The organism is Ruegeria sp. CDSA089 (assembly GCF_059612205.1).
Genome location: NZ_JBXWQD010000008.1, coordinates 22,290 through 40,238, shown reverse-complemented (window position 1 = coordinate 40,238; position 17,949 = coordinate 22,290). Strand labels below are relative to the sequence as shown.

The 17,949-nt window shown below is 54.5% G+C and carries 19 protein-coding genes and 2 pseudogenes; 12 read left to right on the top strand and 9 right to left on the bottom strand.

Annotated features, from left to right (window positions below; all coding sequences use genetic code 11):
- The first annotated feature begins 1 nt into the window (after window position 1).
- Entirely contained in the window at window positions 2-982 is a 981-nt protein-coding gene (locus tag AC2FJ6_RS17505) for a D-2-hydroxyacid dehydrogenase family protein (protein WP_496669610.1), read from the top strand.
- On the opposite strand, the gene AC2FJ6_RS17500 is transcribed toward AC2FJ6_RS17505, so the two are convergent.
- A complete protein-coding gene (locus AC2FJ6_RS17500; protein WP_496669608.1) occupies window positions 951-2,015 on the bottom strand; it encodes an AbrB family transcriptional regulator in 1,065 nt (354 codons plus the stop codon). The two genes, AC2FJ6_RS17505 and AC2FJ6_RS17500, sit on opposite strands and share 32 nt — an antisense overlap.
- Before the next feature lie 78 nt (window positions 2,016-2,093).
- Here AC2FJ6_RS17500 and AC2FJ6_RS17495 point away from each other — a divergent pair, with 78 nt between their 5' ends.
- From AC2FJ6_RS17495 to tcuB, 3 genes are read left to right on the top strand one after another with little or no spacing between them, the layout of a single operon-like run.
- Window positions 2,094-2,774 carry a GntR family transcriptional regulator gene (locus tag AC2FJ6_RS17495; protein ID WP_170775663.1) on the top strand — a complete coding sequence of 227 codons (681 nt, stop codon included), beginning with the start codon at window positions 2,094-2,096 and terminating at the stop codon, window positions 2,772-2,774.
- An 11-nt stretch (window positions 2,775-2,785) separates the two neighbouring features.
- Complete coding sequence (tcuA, locus tag AC2FJ6_RS17490; protein WP_170775661.1) at window positions 2,786-4,180, top strand: FAD-dependent tricarballylate dehydrogenase TcuA; 1,395 nt, start codon at window positions 2,786-2,788, stop codon at window positions 4,178-4,180.
- Window positions 4,170-5,249, top strand: coding sequence for a tricarballylate utilization 4Fe-4S protein TcuB (tcuB, locus tag AC2FJ6_RS17485; protein ID WP_496669606.1), 1,080 nt, complete (start codon window positions 4,170-4,172; stop codon window positions 5,247-5,249). The genes tcuA and tcuB overlap by 11 nt, the downstream gene beginning before the upstream one ends.
- Window positions 5,250-5,319: 70 nt before the next feature.
- Here tcuB and AC2FJ6_RS17480 read toward each other — a convergent pair whose 3' ends face one another.
- Both AC2FJ6_RS17480 and AC2FJ6_RS17475 read right to left on the bottom strand, forming a co-directional pair.
- Window positions 5,320-5,577 (bottom strand): hypothetical protein, encoded by a 258-nt coding sequence (locus tag AC2FJ6_RS17480; protein WP_174819525.1) that lies wholly within the window; start codon window positions 5,575-5,577, stop codon window positions 5,320-5,322.
- Window positions 5,578-5,604: 27 nt separating this feature from the next.
- Window positions 5,605-5,730, bottom strand: coding sequence for a hypothetical protein (locus tag AC2FJ6_RS17475; RefSeq protein WP_269149831.1), 126 nt, complete (start codon window positions 5,728-5,730; stop codon window positions 5,605-5,607).
- A gap of 729 nt (window positions 5,731-6,459) precedes the next feature.
- On the opposite strand from AC2FJ6_RS17475, the gene AC2FJ6_RS17470 reads away from it, so the two are divergent.
- From AC2FJ6_RS17470 to AC2FJ6_RS17460, 3 genes and pseudogenes are all read left to right on the top strand, one after another.
- Complete coding sequence (locus AC2FJ6_RS17470; RefSeq protein WP_170774032.1) at window positions 6,460-7,641, top strand: adenylate/guanylate cyclase domain-containing protein; 1,182 nt, start codon at window positions 6,460-6,462, stop codon at window positions 7,639-7,641.
- Between the two features lie 118 nt (window positions 7,642-7,759).
- Window positions 7,760-8,845, top strand: coding sequence for a hypothetical protein (locus tag AC2FJ6_RS17465; RefSeq protein WP_170774035.1), 1,086 nt, complete (start codon window positions 7,760-7,762; stop codon window positions 8,843-8,845).
- Between the two features lie 151 nt (window positions 8,846-8,996).
- Window positions 8,997-9,584: pseudogene (locus tag AC2FJ6_RS17460) on the top strand (transposase); the annotation flags it as partial.
- A gap of 263 nt (window positions 9,585-9,847) precedes the next feature.
- Here AC2FJ6_RS17460 and AC2FJ6_RS17455 read toward each other — a convergent pair.
- The gene (locus AC2FJ6_RS17455; protein ID WP_170774037.1) at window positions 9,848-10,135 is read right to left on the bottom strand and encodes a hypothetical protein; all 288 of its coding nucleotides are present in this window, start codon (window positions 10,133-10,135) and stop codon (window positions 9,848-9,850) included.
- A 195-nt stretch (window positions 10,136-10,330) separates the two neighbouring features.
- Here AC2FJ6_RS17455 and AC2FJ6_RS17450 point away from each other — a divergent pair, with 195 nt between their 5' ends.
- Together AC2FJ6_RS17450 and AC2FJ6_RS17445 are read left to right on the top strand one after the other, a co-directional pair.
- On the top strand, window positions 10,331-10,576 hold the full coding sequence (locus AC2FJ6_RS17450; protein ID WP_496669604.1) for a hypothetical protein: 246 nt from the start codon (window positions 10,331-10,333) through the stop codon (window positions 10,574-10,576).
- A complete protein-coding gene (locus AC2FJ6_RS17445; protein ID WP_170774041.1) occupies window positions 10,563-12,890 on the top strand; it encodes a caspase family protein in 2,328 nt (775 codons plus the stop codon). Before AC2FJ6_RS17450 ends, AC2FJ6_RS17445 begins: the two co-directional genes overlap by 14 nt.
- An 83-nt stretch (window positions 12,891-12,973) precedes the next feature.
- Here the strand turns inward: AC2FJ6_RS17445 and AC2FJ6_RS17440 are convergent.
- Window positions 12,974-13,153 (bottom strand): annotated as a pseudogene (locus tag AC2FJ6_RS17440) (DDE-type integrase/transposase/recombinase); the annotation flags it as partial.
- Between the two features lie 293 nt (window positions 13,154-13,446).
- Between AC2FJ6_RS17440 and AC2FJ6_RS17435 the strand changes: the two are divergent.
- The gene (locus AC2FJ6_RS17435; protein ID WP_331252128.1) at window positions 13,447-13,806 is read left to right on the top strand and encodes an Arm DNA-binding domain-containing protein; all 360 of its coding nucleotides are present in this window, start codon (window positions 13,447-13,449) and stop codon (window positions 13,804-13,806) included.
- A complete protein-coding gene (locus AC2FJ6_RS17430) occupies window positions 13,803-14,474 on the top strand; it encodes a tyrosine-type recombinase/integrase (protein ID WP_237217492.1) in 672 nt (223 codons plus the stop codon). The genes AC2FJ6_RS17435 and AC2FJ6_RS17430 overlap by 4 nt, the downstream gene beginning before the upstream one ends.
- 122 nt (window positions 14,475-14,596) lie before the next feature.
- Here the strand turns inward: AC2FJ6_RS17430 and AC2FJ6_RS17425 are convergent, their stop codons facing one another.
- Together AC2FJ6_RS17425 and AC2FJ6_RS17420 are read right to left on the bottom strand one after the other, a co-directional pair.
- Entirely contained in the window at window positions 14,597-14,848 is a 252-nt protein-coding gene (locus AC2FJ6_RS17425) for a DUF6552 family protein (protein WP_170774043.1), read from the bottom strand.
- Window positions 14,838-15,542, bottom strand: a complete 705-nt coding sequence (locus tag AC2FJ6_RS17420) for an SDR family oxidoreductase (protein WP_170774045.1) — start codon at window positions 15,540-15,542, stop codon at window positions 14,838-14,840. The genes AC2FJ6_RS17425 and AC2FJ6_RS17420 overlap by 11 nt, the downstream gene beginning before the upstream one ends.
- A 98-nt stretch (window positions 15,543-15,640) precedes the next feature.
- Between AC2FJ6_RS17420 and AC2FJ6_RS17415 the strand changes: the two genes are divergently transcribed.
- Window positions 15,641-16,519, top strand: coding sequence for a LysR substrate-binding domain-containing protein (locus AC2FJ6_RS17415; RefSeq protein ID WP_170774053.1), 879 nt, complete (start codon window positions 15,641-15,643; stop codon window positions 16,517-16,519).
- Window positions 16,520-16,584: 65 nt separating this feature from the next.
- Here AC2FJ6_RS17415 and AC2FJ6_RS17410 read toward each other — a convergent pair whose 3' ends face one another.
- Both AC2FJ6_RS17410 and AC2FJ6_RS17405 read right to left on the bottom strand, forming a co-directional pair.
- Window positions 16,585-17,037 carry a DUF4345 domain-containing protein gene (locus AC2FJ6_RS17410; RefSeq protein WP_170774055.1) on the bottom strand — a complete coding sequence of 151 codons (453 nt, stop codon included), beginning with the start codon at window positions 17,035-17,037 and terminating at the stop codon, window positions 16,585-16,587.
- Window positions 17,038-17,065: 28 nt separating this feature from the next.
- Window positions 17,066-17,893, bottom strand: a complete 828-nt coding sequence (locus tag AC2FJ6_RS17405) for a Rossmann-fold NAD(P)-binding domain-containing protein (RefSeq protein WP_170774057.1) — start codon at window positions 17,891-17,893, stop codon at window positions 17,066-17,068.
- Window positions 17,894-17,949: the final 56 nt, after the last annotated feature.

Below are 17,949 nucleotides of genomic sequence, written 5' to 3'. Positions count from 1 at the left end.
GATGAAAGTTCATATTCTGGATGATTGGTTTGACACACTGCAGGGCCTTCCTTGCTTCGGAAAACTTTCCGACCATAATGTGAAGGTCTGGAAAGATCATGTCGAAGATACCAGCGAGTTGGCCACACGCTTGCAGGAGGCTGAGGCGCTGGTTTTGTTTCGCGAGCGCACCAAGATAACCCGCAATCTGATTGAAAATCTTCCAAACCTGAAAGTGATCAGCCAGCGCAGCGTGTATCCGCACGTCGATGTGCAGGCATGCTCGGATAACGGAGTGCTGCTGTGTTCGAACATGCATGGCGGGACGCCCTCATATGCCGCAGCCGAACTGACATGGGCACTAATCATGGCCGGGATGCGCGACTTGCCTGCGCAGATGGCATCAGTCAAAGCGGGGCATTGGCAGGCCGGGGTTGGCAAGACCCTGAGAGGGCGGAAGTTGGGGCTGTATGGATATGGCCGTATCGCCCGCGCTGTTGCTGGCTATGCCGAGGCATTCGGGATGAATGTTGTCTGGTGGTCTTCGGATGAAGGCCGGGCACGCGCGCAGGCCGACGGCGTGCAGATTGCCACAAGCCGCGAAGCGTTCTTTGCCAACTGCGATGTTGTCTCAGTCCACGTCCGCCTGAAGCCCAACACGAACGGTATCATCACAGCGTCAGATTTTTCGCAGATGCAACCGGGCGCGATGTTTGTGAACACCTCCCGGGCCGGGCTGATCGCTCCGGGTGCTTTGTTGGATGCGCTGAACGCCGGTCGCCCGGGGAAGGCCGCAATTGATGTCTTCGATACCGAGCCGCTCACCGACCCGAATGACCCTTTGCTATCGCACCCGAACCTGATTGCGACACCGCATATAGGTTTTGTGACTGAGGACGAATTCGACCTGCAATTCGCAGATATTTTCGATCAGGTGAACGCCTATGCTGAAGGTGCCCCTATTCACATGATCAACCCCGAGGTTTGGACCAGCGCAGGATAAGATTGGCCGCTATAGGCGCGCCGATGATAACCAGCACGATCCTTGTCAGATGGTGGGTGATCACAAAGCCCAGATCCGCACCCGAAACGATGGCCAGCACTGTCATCTCGGCCTGTCCGCCGGGGGCAAAGGCCAAGAAAGCCTCGACCGGTTGACCGAAGCCCAGCGTGGTGACAACAGCAGTGAAAGCGGCTGCGAGGATCGCAAGGACGATGACATAGGCGACGCCCGCTGCAACCACCCGGCGGAGTTCGACCCAAGTGACGCCCACGAACTTCACGCCTATCCCACAGCCAATAAAGAATTGCGCTGCAAGGATGGCCTCGCGCGGTGGTCGGGTATGAATGAAATCCCCCAGTGATAGGGCTGCTGTCAGGATCATTGGGCCGAGAATAGATGCACCGAACAGGCCGATCCGCTCACCGCCTTTCCAGCCTATAAGAGCGGCCAGTACCATCAGTGCCAGCTCATGTATTGGCAGGTCGCGCGCGGGCTCTCCGATTGGGTTGGTGAGCTGGGCATCGTAGAACACTGTCAGCAACAGGGGGGCCAGCGTTACAATGATCAGCACGCGCGTTCCGTGGATCAGGGAAAGTGTTCGCGGGTTGGCGCCTGCTTCGGCGCCAAAGATGATCATGTCCTGCAATCCGCCTGGCATGGCAGCGTAAAACGCGGTCGTGGAGTCAAACCCCCAGAACTTGCGAAAGAAAGGCACTCCGACCAACGCGATCAGCAGGATGAAGAACGGGACCAGTGCGATAGACGCTGCCATCTTTGGCAATTCAACAAACAGCGCAGGGGTTATCGAAGCCCCAACTGCAACGCCGAGTATGGTGCGCGCTGCAACCGAGACCTGACCAAAACCTTCCATTGGGGCATGCGCCAGGGCGGCTATGAGACACGCGCTCATTGGGCCAAACAGAAAGGGCAGCGGCAGATTCAACGTCCAAAATACTCCGGTGCCCAGCAGTGCAAGGACCAGTGTTACGGCCCGCTTTGTCAGGAGGGAAGGTGTTTTGTCTTGGGTGGGCAAGGCGCGGCTTCCAACAATATTGACTCGCTATGTATCCAAATGTATACAACTGGACGCAAGAAGACAAGCGAGCGCTCGATGACCATTCAAGACGACCCCTTACAGCCTGGCCCACAAGGCAATTCTGCGTATCAGCGCTTACTGGACGAGATTCGCGAGGGCACACTGCTGCCTGGCGAACGCTTGCGTGAGATTGAGCTGTCAGAACGATTAGGGGTCAGCCGCACACCGGTGCGGGAGGCTATCCGTCAGTTGGAGGCCGACGGGCTAGTCACTCATGTGCCCCGGCAGGGCGCAACCGTACGCAGCCTCGACTACGCCGAAGTAATGGAACTCTATGAGATGCGCGCGGTGCTCGAGGGAACTGCGGCCCGTTTAGCAGCGCGTGCTGCGTCGGATGTCGAATTGGACGAGTTGGGCGTTTTGAACGATCGCTTGGCCGAGGCAGGCACCGGCTCGGAGGCGGCTCGGATCAACCGGATTTTTCACGCCACACTTTTGGATGCGGCAAAGAATCGGTTTCTTGCCAAGTCTATGTTGTCTTTGCAAAAAGCGCTGTTGATCCTTGGGCCATCGCAATTGCTGGACGGTGATCGGGCCGAGAAAGCAGTGGCAGAGCATAAGCGCGTCATGGCTGCCTTAAAGGCCCGCGATGGTGCAGCGGCTGAAACAGAAATGCGCGCGCATATTCAGGCCGCACAACGAATGCGTATTCGGGCGTTGCAAGAGCGCGACCGGATAACCGACGAAAATCAATAGGTAGACAGGATATGGCAACCCAAAAGGAAGCTTATGATATCGCTGTGATCGGCGGTGGGAATGCAGCCCTTTGCGCGGCGATGACTGCTGCCGAGGCAGGCGCCCGTGTTCTGATCCTCGAGACGGCACCAAAACCCTATCGTGGGGGGAACTCACGCCATACGCGCAATTTTCGTTGTATGCATGGTGCTCCTCTGGGCCCTCTGATCGAAGAATATAGTGAAGATGAGTATCTTGAAGATCTGCTCAAGGTCACTGGCGGCAAAACCGACGAACATCTTGCTCGCCTCGCGATCCGAACCTCCGAGGAATGCCTGCCGTGGATGGAAGAACACGGCGTGCGGTTCCAACCCTCTCTGTCTGGGACACTGTCGCTGGCGCGGACCAACGCGTTTTTTATGGGGGGTGGGAAGTCTCTGGTGAACGCCTACTACCGCACAGCGGCAGCTTTGGGCGTGGATGTTCTTTACGAAGCTGCCGTGACGCATCTTGAGCTGAACGGCGACCAGATTGAATGGGTCGACTACACCTATGAAGGCCAATCTCATCGCATCACTCCCAAGGCCGTCATCGTTGCCTCGGGCGGGTTTCAGGCCGACACGGATTGGCTCACCCGTGCATGGGGCGAGCCAGCAAAGAACTTCCTGATCCGGGGGACGCCCTATAACCGGGGGGTTGTGCTGGCTGATCTGTTGGATCAAGGCGTCGAGAGCGTTGGCGATCCAACCCAATGCCACGCCGTCGCCATTGACGGGCGGGCGCCGAAGTTCGACGGCGGCATCGTCACCCGTTTAGACTGCGTGCCGTTTTCAATCGTCGTGAACAAGAATGCCGAGCGGTTCTATGACGAGGGCGAAGACGTCTGGCCCAAACGCTATGCGATCTGGGGACGTCTGGTGGCGGCGCAGCCGAGTCAAGTTGGCTACGTGATCATCGATGCCAAGTCGCTGAACCTGTTCATGCCCTCGGTCTTTCCGCCGCTAAAGGCGGATACCTTGGAAGACCTGGCTGGAATGATGGACCTGCCTGCCGACAAGCTGAAGGCAACCGTTGCTGAATTCAACGAAGCATGCGGCGACACCAGTGGATTTCATCCAACCGAGTTGGACGGAGTAACGACCTCCGGTCTGACCCCACCCAAGACCAACTGGGCCCGCCCGATCTCCGAACCGCCATTCTATGGTTACTCGCTGCGCACTGGCGTTACCTTTACCTATCTGGGGCTGAAGGTCGACGATACGGCTCAGTGTTCGACTCCCAGCGGCAAGATAAAAAACCTATGGGCCGCGGGCGAGACGATGGCGGGTTCGATCCTGGGGCAGGGGTATCTGGCCGGTTTCGGCATGACCATTGGAACCGTTTTTGGACGCATTGCAGGACGTGAGGCAGCCGCTTATGCAAACTGATCTTATTCAAGAAGCCCGCCGTCAGGCCGAGATCTGCAACGCCTGCCGCTACTGCGAGGGCTATTGTTCGGTCTTCCCGTCGCTGCACGCGGAACGCGCGTTCTCGGATGGGGACATCACGCAACTGGCCAACCTGTGCCACAACTGCAGGGGGTGCTACTACGCCTGTCAGTACACAGCTCCGCACGAGTTTGACCTGAACCTGCCGAAAGCTCTGGCCGAAGTGCGGCGGGACAGCTGGGAAAGCTTCGCTTGGCCGCAGCCTTTGGCGCGCCGGTTTCACACACACGGCGGGGCCATAGCCTTGGCGCTTGTGATCGGATTTGCCCTGTTGTTCTGGGCAATTCGTGCCATCGGATCAAGCGGAGGAGAGGGGTTCTATACCGTCCTGTCCCACAATGCGATGGTCGCAATCTTTGCGCCCGCATTCCTTTTGCCACTCTTTAGCTTGGCTATCAGCCTGAGGCGCTATTGGACGGAGGTTGGTGGCAAACCTATCCAAATGTCTGATCTGATAGCTGCGTTCAAACGCGCTGGCAAGATGCAGGACTTGGCCGCAGGCCACGGCGAGGGTTGCAATTTCGAGGACGAAGACCGGTTCAGTCAGGCCCGACGCCACATTCACCAAGCCATTATGTACGGCTTCCTGCTGTGCTTTGCGTCGACCTCGGTGGCGACGATTATGCACTACGGGTTTGGGTTGCACGCGCCCTACGGGTTTTGGTCGTTGCCAAAACTGTTCGGGATTTCGGGCGGTGTGTTGCTGACAGTGGGTTGTGGAGCGATGGCTCTGCTTAAGCAAAAGTCGGATTGCGAGCTTGGCGACCCGTCCGCATGGGGTGGGGACATCGGTTTTATCCTGATACTCGGTTTTGTCGGCCTCAGCGGGCTGGTTCTTTACGCCCTTGGTTCGACTACTCTGATGCCCGCGCTGCTTGCCATCCACCTTGGATCGGTTCTGACATTCTTCCTGCTGACGCCCTACACTAAGATGGCTCATGGCTTCTATCGGCTCGCGGCTTTGGTCAGAGACGCGCAGCGGAAGAGAGAGTTGTCAGGTGTTTGCTAGTAAATTTCCAACGCTAAAGGAGAAAAAGAAGTCGCAATTGAAGCGCATTTCGATGCGATCGCAGGTTGGCTCAACCCGTTTGGGCGATCAATTCTTTGATGGTGCTCATGACATCGGCAACGTGATCTATGTCCAGTGCTGCGGCATGCGGGTTTACGAAAGCGCCACTGTCATTGTCGAAATAGGCCCCTGATGCGTCAGCAAACCGCGCGCCCAGGGCGGCCTCGATCAGGATATCCGCACTGAAGTTCATGTCATTCCCGGCAACGCCAAAGCCTTCTTGCACCATTTTCGAGGCCAAAAGTGATCCGGGATTTGCCGCGACCATCACAGGCGCATCAGCTTGGGATTTGGCTCATTCCCGGGTCCAGATGGTGATCGCCAGCTTGCTCTGAGAATAGACTTCCATATCCGCCAGCGGCACATTGCCCTGCATGACCCTGATGTTCACCGGGGCTTGTGCGGCAGATGAGAGGTTCACGACACGCCTGTTTGCCGGAATAATCGGCTGCAGCAAATCGGTCAGCAGGTACGGTGCAAGAGTGTTTACGACAAAGCGGATGTGCAGTTCGACTTGATCGAGGGAAGCTATGATCCGGCACTCAGGAAGCCTCCTTGGGAAGCATAAGCTAAATTAGGGCTGGGGGAATTTAGATCTCCCAACGCCAAGGTCGAAGACAGGCGCTAAGCAGTCACGCCTTGTGCAGTCGCGAAAGTCTAATGTGTCCCGCAACTTGATCTTTGGCCTCCAAATTTCTCAGCACCGCTCACGAACGGCGGATATCTTCGTCGCGTTGCAGTACCGAAGACAGCGCACTTGCAGCGATTTTCGTGCTGCGAACGCGCTCAGCGAGAAATTGGCAAGTCGGCTGGGGGCTCAGGGCGGTCGTTCGTCGAAACTTCGTGAGCGGCCACTTTGCGGACAAAGCTGACGTTCGCGGTATGGCTACCAAAGTCTGCTATTGTTCCGGACAATCAACAAACAATAACTTTGGATGGTGTTATATTAGTCAAGAAATAGCATTCTCTGAGTTTTAGAGACGTTTTCCCGTAGGCTTGGCTACATTCTCTGACAAATGAAATCATTTCGCTTGAAAATAAGCTAAGCGGGCAGCGCCATCACCACTTGTTGATACAGCATCCAAAATCTGCCAGCATACTTTGAAATGTCCTACTTCGAACATCATGTGAGTATTTTTGCGAGTTTGATGTGTACAAAAACTCAAAGCGACTATTGACGATATTGGCGGCAGATGTTGCTGGGTTTACGAAACTAGTTTCTGAGGATGAAGAGGCTACCCTACATCGTCTCGCAGAGCTTCGTTCGATTATGGATCCGATTATCAAGTCTTACGGAGGCAGGATCGCAAACACGGCAGGCGATAGCGTGCTGGCGTGTTTTGACAATCCCACCGGCGCGGTGGAAGCCGCTATTTCCATTCAAGAACAACACAATGCTAACAATGCTCAGCTTAGAACAAGCGACCGCATGAGGTACCGGATCGGTATCAATATTGGAGAGGTCGTTCAGCAACCCAACGGTGATTTGTTGGGTCACGGAGTGAATGTAGCATCCAGGCTTGAGACGATTTCGGAACCCGGTGGAATCTGTTTAGCCGAAAACGTTATTGAGCAAGTCAAAGGAAGCTTGGATTACCGCTTCACAAAAATCGGCGAGCATTTTGTCAAAAACCTTGATCAACCATTGAAGGTGTACAAAGTAGGTGAGGCCACCCTGCCAACCTACGAGAAAGCCGCGCGACGACTTCAGGCTTGGGTTCGTGGGCAGTACTTTTTGCCCCTCTTATTCGGGGTTGTCTTAATATCTGTTGGCTTCTCAGTGTTTGCCCTTCTGTCAAACAAATCCGACGAGGCAAAAAACTTTGACCCCGAATACCTAGAGGATTTTTTGACCTTAAACCCATCTCGCGAAGAACTGCTTGATTTTTTTGATTTGGTGACCGTCGGCGAATACGGGGGTTCGACGTACTACGTAATCAGAACGTGGGGCGCAGAATTTGAGATTCTTGAAAAGGTTTCCGAAGCCTTGGGCGGACACCTCGTTACCATCACTGACGAAGAAGAAAACGACTTTGTGTATCAACTGACGCTGCAAGATGATGGACACTGGGCGTTCGAAGGAAACCTCGCTCTGGGACCATTGATTGGTTTGGTGCAAGACCCTGAAGGCGCGGAGCCTGATGGTGGTTGGAGATGGGCAAATGGTGAGCCCATGAGTTTTTCCAATTGGAAGCGAGGTAGTCCTGATAACAGCAGCGGCAATCAGGATTTCGGAAATTTTCAAGGCCCGAATGTTCCCAAAACCAGCCCTCTTTGGAACGACACAACAATTTGGAAGCGTTCGTTCATAGTTGAGGTTCCCAAACCCTAATTCCGAAATGTACCAGTTACAGTTTTGCGGAAGGTTCGTAATTCAAGACTGGTGCTTGACCGATTCCCGAACATCTCACTAGCATCAGTGATAAGTATTCTAGTGGGATATTGGTGATATGCGGTTATTTTTCGTTTTAATTTTAATATGTTGTATCGGGATTTTAGGGGCAAAACCCGTGGCGGCCGATTTCGCAAACGCCCAAAAAAGACTGGAATTCTTCTCTGCGAATAGTTCCTACCGAAATGCCTGGTGCCCGGAACGTAAGCCTTCCAAATTCACAACCGCACCAATCACTCAACCCTTCAAAACAGCATCCGGCAAAGACCGACCTCCCGCTGTTTTCATGAATGAGCTCGGCGCAGCAAATTCCCATCTACTTCGTACCGGATCCAAGGCGGACGCCAGCCAGATCGCCGATCAACTTGCAGCCGCCGCTCAGGCCAGATCATTCGAAAAACAAGGCTTGTTCGATGGCGTGAAGATAGACGCAGCCTGGTGGCAAGCGAACATCCTGCTCAACTTGTCGATGGTTTACAGCTCACTAAGCGCAATTCTGGGAAAAAATGACCCAAGAATTGTCGCAATTGCAGACTGGGGGGATCGACTTGCAGCAAGGGCAGGCTCAGTAGGCGGTTTCGAGCAGATGTACGGCAAAGAAGGCCATGCCGCCCGTGCGGCTGGGCTTTTGGCATGGGGTGCAGAAACAGGTAATCGAAAAGCGTTCAAAAAAGGTGAAAGAGATCTAGCATATCTAGCGCGGCAAATGCGCCCGAATGCCCCTTTGGCCGGTACATTTGACCAAGCTCGCAACAAACGTCCGGCCAAGCGGCAACTACACTACACGTTTATCACATACGGGTACCTCGTGCTTGCGATGGATGCATCGCGGCGTGGCGGTGGAAAAGGCTTTCGACATAAGAGCCGTCAGACAGATATCCATGGAGCATTGGTATGGCTTGTTCAGTCATCAGCTGCGCCGAATAACCCAGTTGGCTTAAGCGGTCCCCAAGATACATTTTTCTGGACTACGCGAAGCGATAGGTACCACAACCTTGCTTGGGCGGAGGCCTATCTTCGCAACTATCCCAACACCCAAGCTGGATTGCTTTTGAAAAGAAAACTCAAAGGCCAACGTTCGCGCGGCGTGTTTGCCGGGTGGTATGGTGGCAACCTGACCTGTTCTCTTGGCCCGGGCAGTTAAGGCCAACCAAATATCGTGAGTGCCGCTTGTCTACGCTTGAAAACGGGAGTGACAAAGCGGGGAACCTGTCATCACGTACCATGTTCATTAAATTCATGCTGAAGCGTAGTGTGCAAGAAACACCGCCACCAGTGAGGCATTATTCGCTGACGCCTGGCAGGTTGTAGGTTGCAAAGTCTTAAAAGAACGCTTTCTTGCAGATAGTTACCGAACAGCTAAGTCATCTGTGGGTTTGCCCATTGAACCGGACTCAGATGCCGCGTGGATGTTTCGGTTGGTGTTGGGCGAAGGACGTAACCTGATTGCTCATCGTATCGAGATTGAGGGTCGCGCCGTTGAACTGCTCAAGACCAACGACGGCTATCAGCAGCTGACATCTATCCCAGGGATCGGGCCGATCAATGTGCTGACCATCCTGGTAGAGGCTGGCGATCTGCGCCGCTTTCAGCATCACCGCCAATTTCTGAAGTTCTGTGGCATGGACCTCGCAACCATCCAATCCGGCACATTCATAGGCCATAGCAAGCTGCCCAAATATGGCAATGCCCAGCTACGACGGACACTCTGGATGGCTGGTCAGGTGGCAATCATGCAAAAGACCAATAGCTTCCGCGACGAATTCGAGCGTTACACCGCTAAGGATCGGCAGAACACCCATTTGCGCCGCAAGGCGTATACCGCAATCGCTGCAAAAATAGCCCGCGCGGCACACGAGGCCATCAAACGCGGCGAACCCTAACGTCCCTTCTTTGAGGGATGATCGACAGCAGAAGGACCTTTCTCTGGAAGGGCCGTAGAGGCGAGCATTCGACCTCTCAGATAGTGTTCAGGCCTTCTGCTCAACGACCCGCAGATTTCGGCTTAAGGACGGTGAGAGCCGCAAAAGCGTACTCTATGTATAATATAGGAGAGACATATTGTTGACCAAAACGCCGAACTGACACACATTCGACCGTGCTGGAACGCTTCAGCATGACTATGACCTGATGCCAAATCAGCCATTCATTCTGCAAATAGGACGTTGTCAGAGGCAATGGTGCCAGTTTGACTACGCTCCGAAATCAGCCGATCAAGCTCCCGCGTGACACGCAAGCATGTATGGGGCGTGCCAGCCAGCGGAACTGGGTTCTCGCGTGCATTGTCATCCATCACGGCCAGAATGCGGAACCGGCGACCATCGGTCAAAGCGTCGGAAACGAATTCCAGGCTCCACCACTGGTTCGGGCCATCCGGCAGAACCAGTGGCCTTCCGGTGCCCAGAACCCGCTTCCGGCCGCCCCTACGGCGCACATGAAGATTCTTTTACCTGTGTAAACTAGTTTATTTACGCTACACTTCGCAGTGCCAAGTATTCCAGTACCGTCCTAAAGGTTTTGAACTTTGTTGAGGAGGCGTGAATGCGTATTTCAACCATTTGTACTTTAGTTGTTTGTTCTGTTGCCGTTGCCGGATGTAGCACGCCGTGGTCGCAGTCAGAGGTCCCGGATGCGCCGGTTCCAGAGCAGCAGCCAGCTGCCGCGCAAGCTTCGGTTCCTGCGTCATCAACAACCACTTCTGTCAGCCGAAGCACGCCTGTCTCGGGCGAAGACAACGAAGGAGGGGGCGGCGATGGCGGAGGCAATAGCGGTGGCGGAGGCGGTGGCGCTGGCGGAGGCGGTGGCGCTGGCGGAGGCGGTGGCGGAAGCTGGGGCTGAGTTTGATCTGAAAGGATCGTTTAATGTTTCTGCGTGAGATAAAAGGTAAACTCGGTCAGGTTTTGGCCGGGGTGCCGGTCGTGCTCCTAACCACCCAGATGGCGCTGGCGCAAACGGACGCCGCAAATAGCCAAGAAGAAATATCCTCGGCCCGCGTGGCCATCGTGATTGGCAACCAAGACTACACAAATGTCGGAGACCTCACGAACGCTCGTAAGGACGCGCAGGATATTGCTGATATGCTGCGTGGCTTCGATTTTCGGGTGTATGACGGCTATGACCTGAGCAAACGCAAGTTTGAAGAACTTATTAGAACTGCGATTTTGAATATTCCTGATTCAGCTGACGTTTTGTTTTATTACGCGGGTCACGGCATTCAGATCGGCCGCCGGAACTATTTACTGCCCGTGGATGCAAAATTTGAAAGTATATACGATGTGCCTTTAGCAACCATGACGCTGGACCGCGTGATTGACGCCCTGTCGGCACGAAGCTCTGCGCATGTGGCGATCCTCGATTCATGTCGTGACAATCCTTTCCAGGACCTGAGGCTGGCGGCTGATCTGGATGCCAACCTGTTCGAAACCCGCGAAGGGTTTGACGTTTTCAAAACCCCGTTGAACTCGTTGGTCGCCTATTCTACCTCCCCCGGTGCGGCGGCTAGTGATGGTGCCGAGGGTCAGAACAGCCCCTATACCGCGGCCGTTCTGCAAACCGCACAATCCTCGCCTTTCGAGAACATTCAACAACTGTTTCCCATCATTCGTGAAAAGGTTCACCAGTCAACAGCGGGCAAACAAATCCCGTGGGAAAGCTCGACACTTGTGCGTCCTTTCTATCTGGCGCAACAGCAGACGGAATCAGATGTAGAACCTGTGCTGGAAACTGAGCCCAAGTCTATGAACCTGAGCCAGCAATTCGACAAAAACGTCCAAATATCCGAAGCCTTGGAACAGAAACTCGGGGATGAAGTTCTCAGCCTGCGTCTTGTCGGCAATCCACGGCGCGGCGTCGTCACAACAAACGGTCAGTCATCGAGTGGCAGCCTTACATACTCACCGGAAATAACGGACGCGCGGGCCAACGAGTTGGTAGATACCGATTTCAGCGACACTTTTTCGGTTGAAGCAGTTACGGCGGATCAAAAGAAACATCTGGTGGAAGTTTCTTTAGAACTGGAATTGAATACCTGCGATCTAGAAGCCGGAGATGCACTGGATCTGAACGGGGTTGGCGTCTTTCGCCTTCCAAATGAACTGGACCTCGCCACCGCTCTGGCGGCCTGCACACAAGCGGTTGAGGATTACCCCGGCAACATGCGGTTTCTCTATCAACTCGGACGCGTACAGCAGGCTGCGGGTCAGGTGTCAGACGCGTTCGGCAACATTTCAGCGGCGGCCGACGGTGGCCATATCCGCGCAAAATATGCACTTGCAACTCTGCTGTATACTGATCGCATTGATCGTGCCGTAACCAAAACACCTTATGACCCCAAAAAAGCACGTGCGCTGCTAGAGGACGCGACCACCGCACAGGACCCCTACGCGATGCACAGCCTCGGCAAGCAACTGCTACGGAATGGAGAAACAGAAAACGAAAAAAAGCGCGGATTTGAACTTCTGGAACGCTCCGTCGAACTCGGTCATACATTTTCGATGAACGAACTTGGGCTGTACTTTCTGCGCGACAACTCCGACCACTACATCCCTGAACGCGGAATGAGATACCTTCGCGCATCTGAGTTGCGCAAGGACATCTATGGTTATGATAACCTTGCCTATGTGTCGTTATTCGGGCTTGGCGGCAATCCAGTCGATTTCAACAAAGCCGAAGGTTATTTTCTGGCTGCGGCAGAGGGCGGCCACCCGACCGCACCAGCCAGCATCGCCCGAATGATCCTCAACGATCAGTTGCAGGGCAGATCTCGAACCGAAGCGCTGGAGTGGTATGACAAATCACTTGCGCGTGGCGATGCCTGGGGTGGCGCGAACGGTGCATATATCATCTTAGATGGGCAAGTGGCCAAACGCGGACCTGCTGACGCAGCACTACGCGCTGCCAAGGCCGCTCTATTGCCCAATGAAGAAGCCTCGGCTCAGGCCAGGGCACAGCTGGAACAGATTTCACGGGTGGATTTGGACCGTTCTTTGCAGATGGCTTTGAACGAACTGGGCGAAAACATAGCAGTGGACGGCCTGATTGGGCCCGCAACCCAGCTTGCACTGGAGAATGTCAGTGCAAAGTTCGGCGTGCCCGTTCCATTTGCGGCAACAATTGATCCGAAGGAAAGATTGCTGTTGGCAGCCCGTGTCTATTGGGCGCAAAACCCGGTTCGCTTTGACTTGTTCTGACAATGATAAGCCTGGAAACATCGGCTCAAAAGACGGTTCTGTCGCAGGTTCCTTTGAAGGTCGAAGAGATTGCGCGGGCGGATCTATTTACTTGCCAGTTGAGCAAACTGCTGAAACGGAGAGATTCCGGGTGTGAATTGACCTTTGCGGATCATGTTGACTAATTCGATGCCGGCCAGGGCAGATTCAGCTGATGAGAAAGATTAAAAACCTAACATGGGCCTGATGCGACGTTTGATGAAGCGATGATCTTGTTCAATTATGTAAGCAGCCTCGTCTGAGCTCCACCATCCTTGTGGTAGTCGGCACTCTTCAGCCGACGTTCGCTACGATGCAACAACTTGGTAGGTTTGGGCTCTATTGAGACCTTAGCCGCAGCGTTGATGAAGGACCGCTATTCAGATTGGGTCAGGAATGCTTGACGTTTGGGTCAGAATTGCGTGACACGATTTGCAGATTCATTGAGGTTTTGGCTGTCGTTTGAGTCAAATATCAGTGACGTTCCACAGTGATTTTCCAAAATTTCGATGAGACACATTAGGTTGCTTAAGCCTCTGTGTTTTATGGCTGCAGCCGGTTTGGTGGGTTTCGTTGGATTTTATCCGATCATACCCGTGTACTTTCATTGAGTGGTATATTTTGCGGTATTGTCAAAGCTGCGCTCGGCGGGAAGCTGACAAAGAAGCTGGTAGAGAATCTCGGTCCGGGTCGGCATGGTGACGGCTTTGGCCAGTACCTCGTTGTTGATCCATCTGGAGCGCGGCGCTGGATCGTGCGCGTAACGGCTAAGGCACAAAAGAACCGCAAGGGCTCTCCCCTACGCACAGATTTCGGTTTGGGCGACTCGGATTTGGTCACATTGAACCAGGCGCGCAAGAGGGCGCTCGGATACCGGCGGATGGCGAAAGCGGGTTGAACCCGAGTTTCAATGCTCAGCGTGAAATCCCGACCTTCGAAGAACTCAGCCGCCAGATCCACATCGAACGCCCGCCCACATGGAAGAACGCCAAGCATGGCCAGCAATGGCTCAATACTTTCCGTGACTATGCGTTTCCAAAGATCGGCCGCATGCCCGTGGATAGCGTCGATTGGCCCGAAGTGCTGATGTGCCTGTCGCCCATCTTGACTGAGAAACACGAAACTGCAAAGCGACTGTCTCAGCGGATCAAGACGGTGCTCGACGTGGCAAAGTCTAAGGGCTTCCGCTCTGGCGAGAACCCGGTGACCGCGATCCGCGAAGGCAAGGTGCTGCCTACCGTCAAAGCCAATGTTCAGCACCACGATGCTATGCCGTGGCAAGAGGTGCCGGCGTTCTATGCCGAGTCGCAGACCCGTTCAGCCATGGCCGCCAAAGCTCTGCAGTTCACCATTCTTACCGCCTGCCGCACTTCAGAAGTGTTGGAGATGAAATGGCCCGAGGTCGACGTAGATGCGCATCTATGGACCATACCTGCGGAGCGTATGAAAGGCGGGCAGGTCCATCTTGTCCCCTTCACCGATGAAATACTGGCCATTCTGGAGCCGCTGCGCGCGCTGGCATCTGACTATGTGTTGGAGGGGCAGATAAGAAGCTGCAGAAATTGATCAACTGACTCGGCGCCGACCAGTGCCAAGGCAAAGCAGTCATTCGACCGAACTGTTTCGATGACGGCTTCGCGCCCATACCTCCCCGATACTGCACAGCACCGTATGGCTGCTCTTGCCTTTTAGCTGCTTGCCATACCAGCAATCATTGCCCCTAGCGCGACAAGATGGACAAGCATGAGTGCCTTTTCATTCCACAGTGCGCCAACGGCGAACCAACCAACGACGCCGATAAGAAACATGTAAAGGTTCCAAGGTGTCCAGCCAAACCCCGTTGCGGTGTATCCCATGATCTGAACAGCAGATGCGCCCCACTTGACCGTGAAGACAAGGCGCTCGCGCGGCAATACAAAGTCCAAGGCATCAGACTGCACGGGTCAAACCTCCGTCGATACGCAGGTTTTGTCCCGTCATGTAGCCACCATCTTCCGAGGCGAGCCATGAAATGAGAGAAGACACCTCTGACGCGAAACCGTAACGCCCCATGGGAATACGCGATTTGCGGTCTTCGGTTTCGGGCAGGCTATCGATGAAGCCCGGAAGGACGTTGTTCATGCGAATGTTCTCTGACGCGTGTTTGTCCGAAAAGAGCTTCGTGAATGCTGCAAGCCCGGCCCGGAATACCCCCGACGTTGGAAAGAGAGGGTCGGGTTCGAAGGCCGCAAAGGTTGAGATGTTGATGATTGCTCCGCCGCCCTGCGCCTGCATTGTCGGCGTGACAAGCCTTGTAGGGCGGACCACGTTCATCAGGTACACTTCCATCCCTTTATGCCATTCGTCGTCGTTGATTTCGAGAATCGAACCCTTCGGTCCGTGGCCAGCAGAGTTCACCAAGACATCAATACGGCCCCAACGATCCTTCGCGCCTTCGACCAAAGCGTTGAGCGCTTCTCCGTCAAGGTTAGAGCCCGTCACGCCAAAGCCCCCGAGTTCAGCGCCGAGCGCCTCACCCTTGCCTGACGAGGACAGGATGCCAACCTTGAACCCGTCTTCCGCCAATTTGCGGGCTGCATCCGCACCCATGCCGCTACCGCCTGCTGTGATCAGAGCTACTTTTTCTACTGTCATATCTAGTGTCCTTTTGTGGTTGGGTTACATATTATAGGCTTATTGAGAAAGTGCGATTGAGAATTGATGTTGCGTGGCAGTAGAAATACTATTGCAAAATGACTGAACTTCCCCCACTCAACAGTCTGCGTTCTTTCGATGCAGCAGGCCGCCGCCTTAGTTTCCGAGCCGCCGCTGATGAATTGGGCGTCACGCAAGGGGCCGTGGCGCAACAAGTGCGTCAACTCGAAGCGCATCTTGATGTGGCCTTGTTTGAACGGGTACCGAAGGGCCTGCGGTTCACATCGGTCGGACGCATCTATCACAAGCGGATCGCTGACGTGTTCGCAGACCTTCGATCCGCAACTGCCGAGTTGAACCCAGAGCCGTACAAAGTCCTTATCAGCGTCACTCCGACTTTCGCCGCAAAATGGCTGATCCCCAACCTACCCGACTTTTCCGCAGCATACCCGAATATTGATTTGCGGATCATGGCCACTGAGAAAGTCTCGAGCTTTCATAGCGACGGGATTGACCTTGCAGTACGCCAAGGATCGCCGCCCTTTGGCGCATCACTAGACGTAACCCTTCTGTTCAAGCAATTGCTCATCGCGGTAGCTGCGCCAAAATTTGCGACCAAGGACGATAGTCTTCTTGAGCCAGAAACCCTCAATAAACTTCCAAAAATCCATGACACCCATGATCTTTGGCCCAGCTATCTTGCGCATTTAGGCGTCGAGTACCAGTCTCCTCGTGACCTCCATCTGAGCCAAACGTCTCTTGCGGTCGATGCTGCTATTGCCGGGCAAGGTGTGGCCCTGGTAAGTCGGTTTCTAGTGGCTCATGACATTGAAGCCAGACGCTTAGTCGAGATTGGTGCCGCCTGGGATCCGGGCAGAAATGACTTCTATGTCCTCATGCCGCGAGCCACCAAAAACAATGAGTCGGTGACCAACGTTTTGGCATGGCTCAAGTCGCGCTCCGCCGAAGAAACCTGAATGCCTTGAATGGAAAGCAGGCACTTAAATCATTCGAGCGAATGGCAGTTGAGTCCGCAAAACGGTCATTCAGTGAAATTCGCCAAATGACAGTTTTGCGGACTAAAGCCGTCTCGGGCCGACGCTGCAGATTTCGCATTTCCACCGACAACCCACAAACACAACACCGCAAGCAAAACCTCTATCGCAAATGCAGCAATAATGTTTTCGGATGGCCAACCGTCGAGGACGAAACTGATTGTCCTGCCCACGGCGAAAGCTGAGAAAACCGTAGCCCCAAGCAAGGCTGAGGCCTGGACCAACTTTTGGTAAAATGCTCCGCACAAAATGATCAGGCCAAGTACTGCGAGATTAGCAGCAGGCGCACGCAACTCACTCATCAGGTTTGGCTGCGGCGAGAGTACGATGCCGTAGTTGGCGTAGAAAGACTGTGGGTCCAGAGTGATGGCCAGACCTATGGCGAATGCCGTCAATCCGGACATGCCCAATATAAGTCTGCGTTTAAGTCCAAGTTTCATGATCGTCTCCATTGCCCTTTGACCCGACTCAAGTGGCTCTGGTCCACGCGCCAGAGGTTGCAGCTTTGTGTGCGAAGTCGGCGAAGTCGCGTGGCGTACGTCCAAGCGCACGCTGGACACCGTCGGCGAGGTTCGCATTGCGCCCGTCCAGCGTTTCACGCGCGATGTCCGTAATCACATCAGCAATCATCTCGCCATTGGCATGGGCTATTTCCGCGTGGAAGTCTTCGAATGAAATTGGCAGGTATCGCACAGTCCTGCCCATGGCGTGCGAAAGCTCTGCGGCCATGTCTGCAAACGTCATGAGACGGGGGCCGGTGACTTCATAAAGTTCACCGATATGTCCGTCTTCGATCAGGGCGGCTACGGCAACATCGGCAATGTCGTCCACGTCGATGATCGGTTCGCGCACATCACCTGCGGGCATTGGCAAGACACCTGCTATGACTGGACCAAGCAATGCCCCTTCAGAGAAGTTCTGTGCAAACCACGCGGCGCGAACGATCGTAAATGGCACTCCAGAATTGCGAACGACCGCTTCGGCCCGTTCCGCATGGAACTCACCACGTCCGGTCAACAACACTAGGCGCTGTAATCCTTTTTTCCGCGCCAATGCTGTGAACGCTTCGACTTGCTCAACCGCGCCTGGGAATGCGATGTCAGGAAAGTAGGAAATATAGGCGGCCGAGACGCCTTCCAGAATTGCGGGCCAGGTCTGCGGTTGTTCCCAGTCAAATGGCGTTTCACTGTTCCGCGATGCGCGCCGGACTGTCTGGCCTTTTTCTTCCAGACGTGTCGCGATCCGCGATCCCGTTTTGCCTGTTGCGCCAAGTACGAGAATGGTTTGCTGTATCATTGGTCATCTCCATGAGTTCAGTTGATGGCCCGAAATTAGGCAATCAATAGAGATGT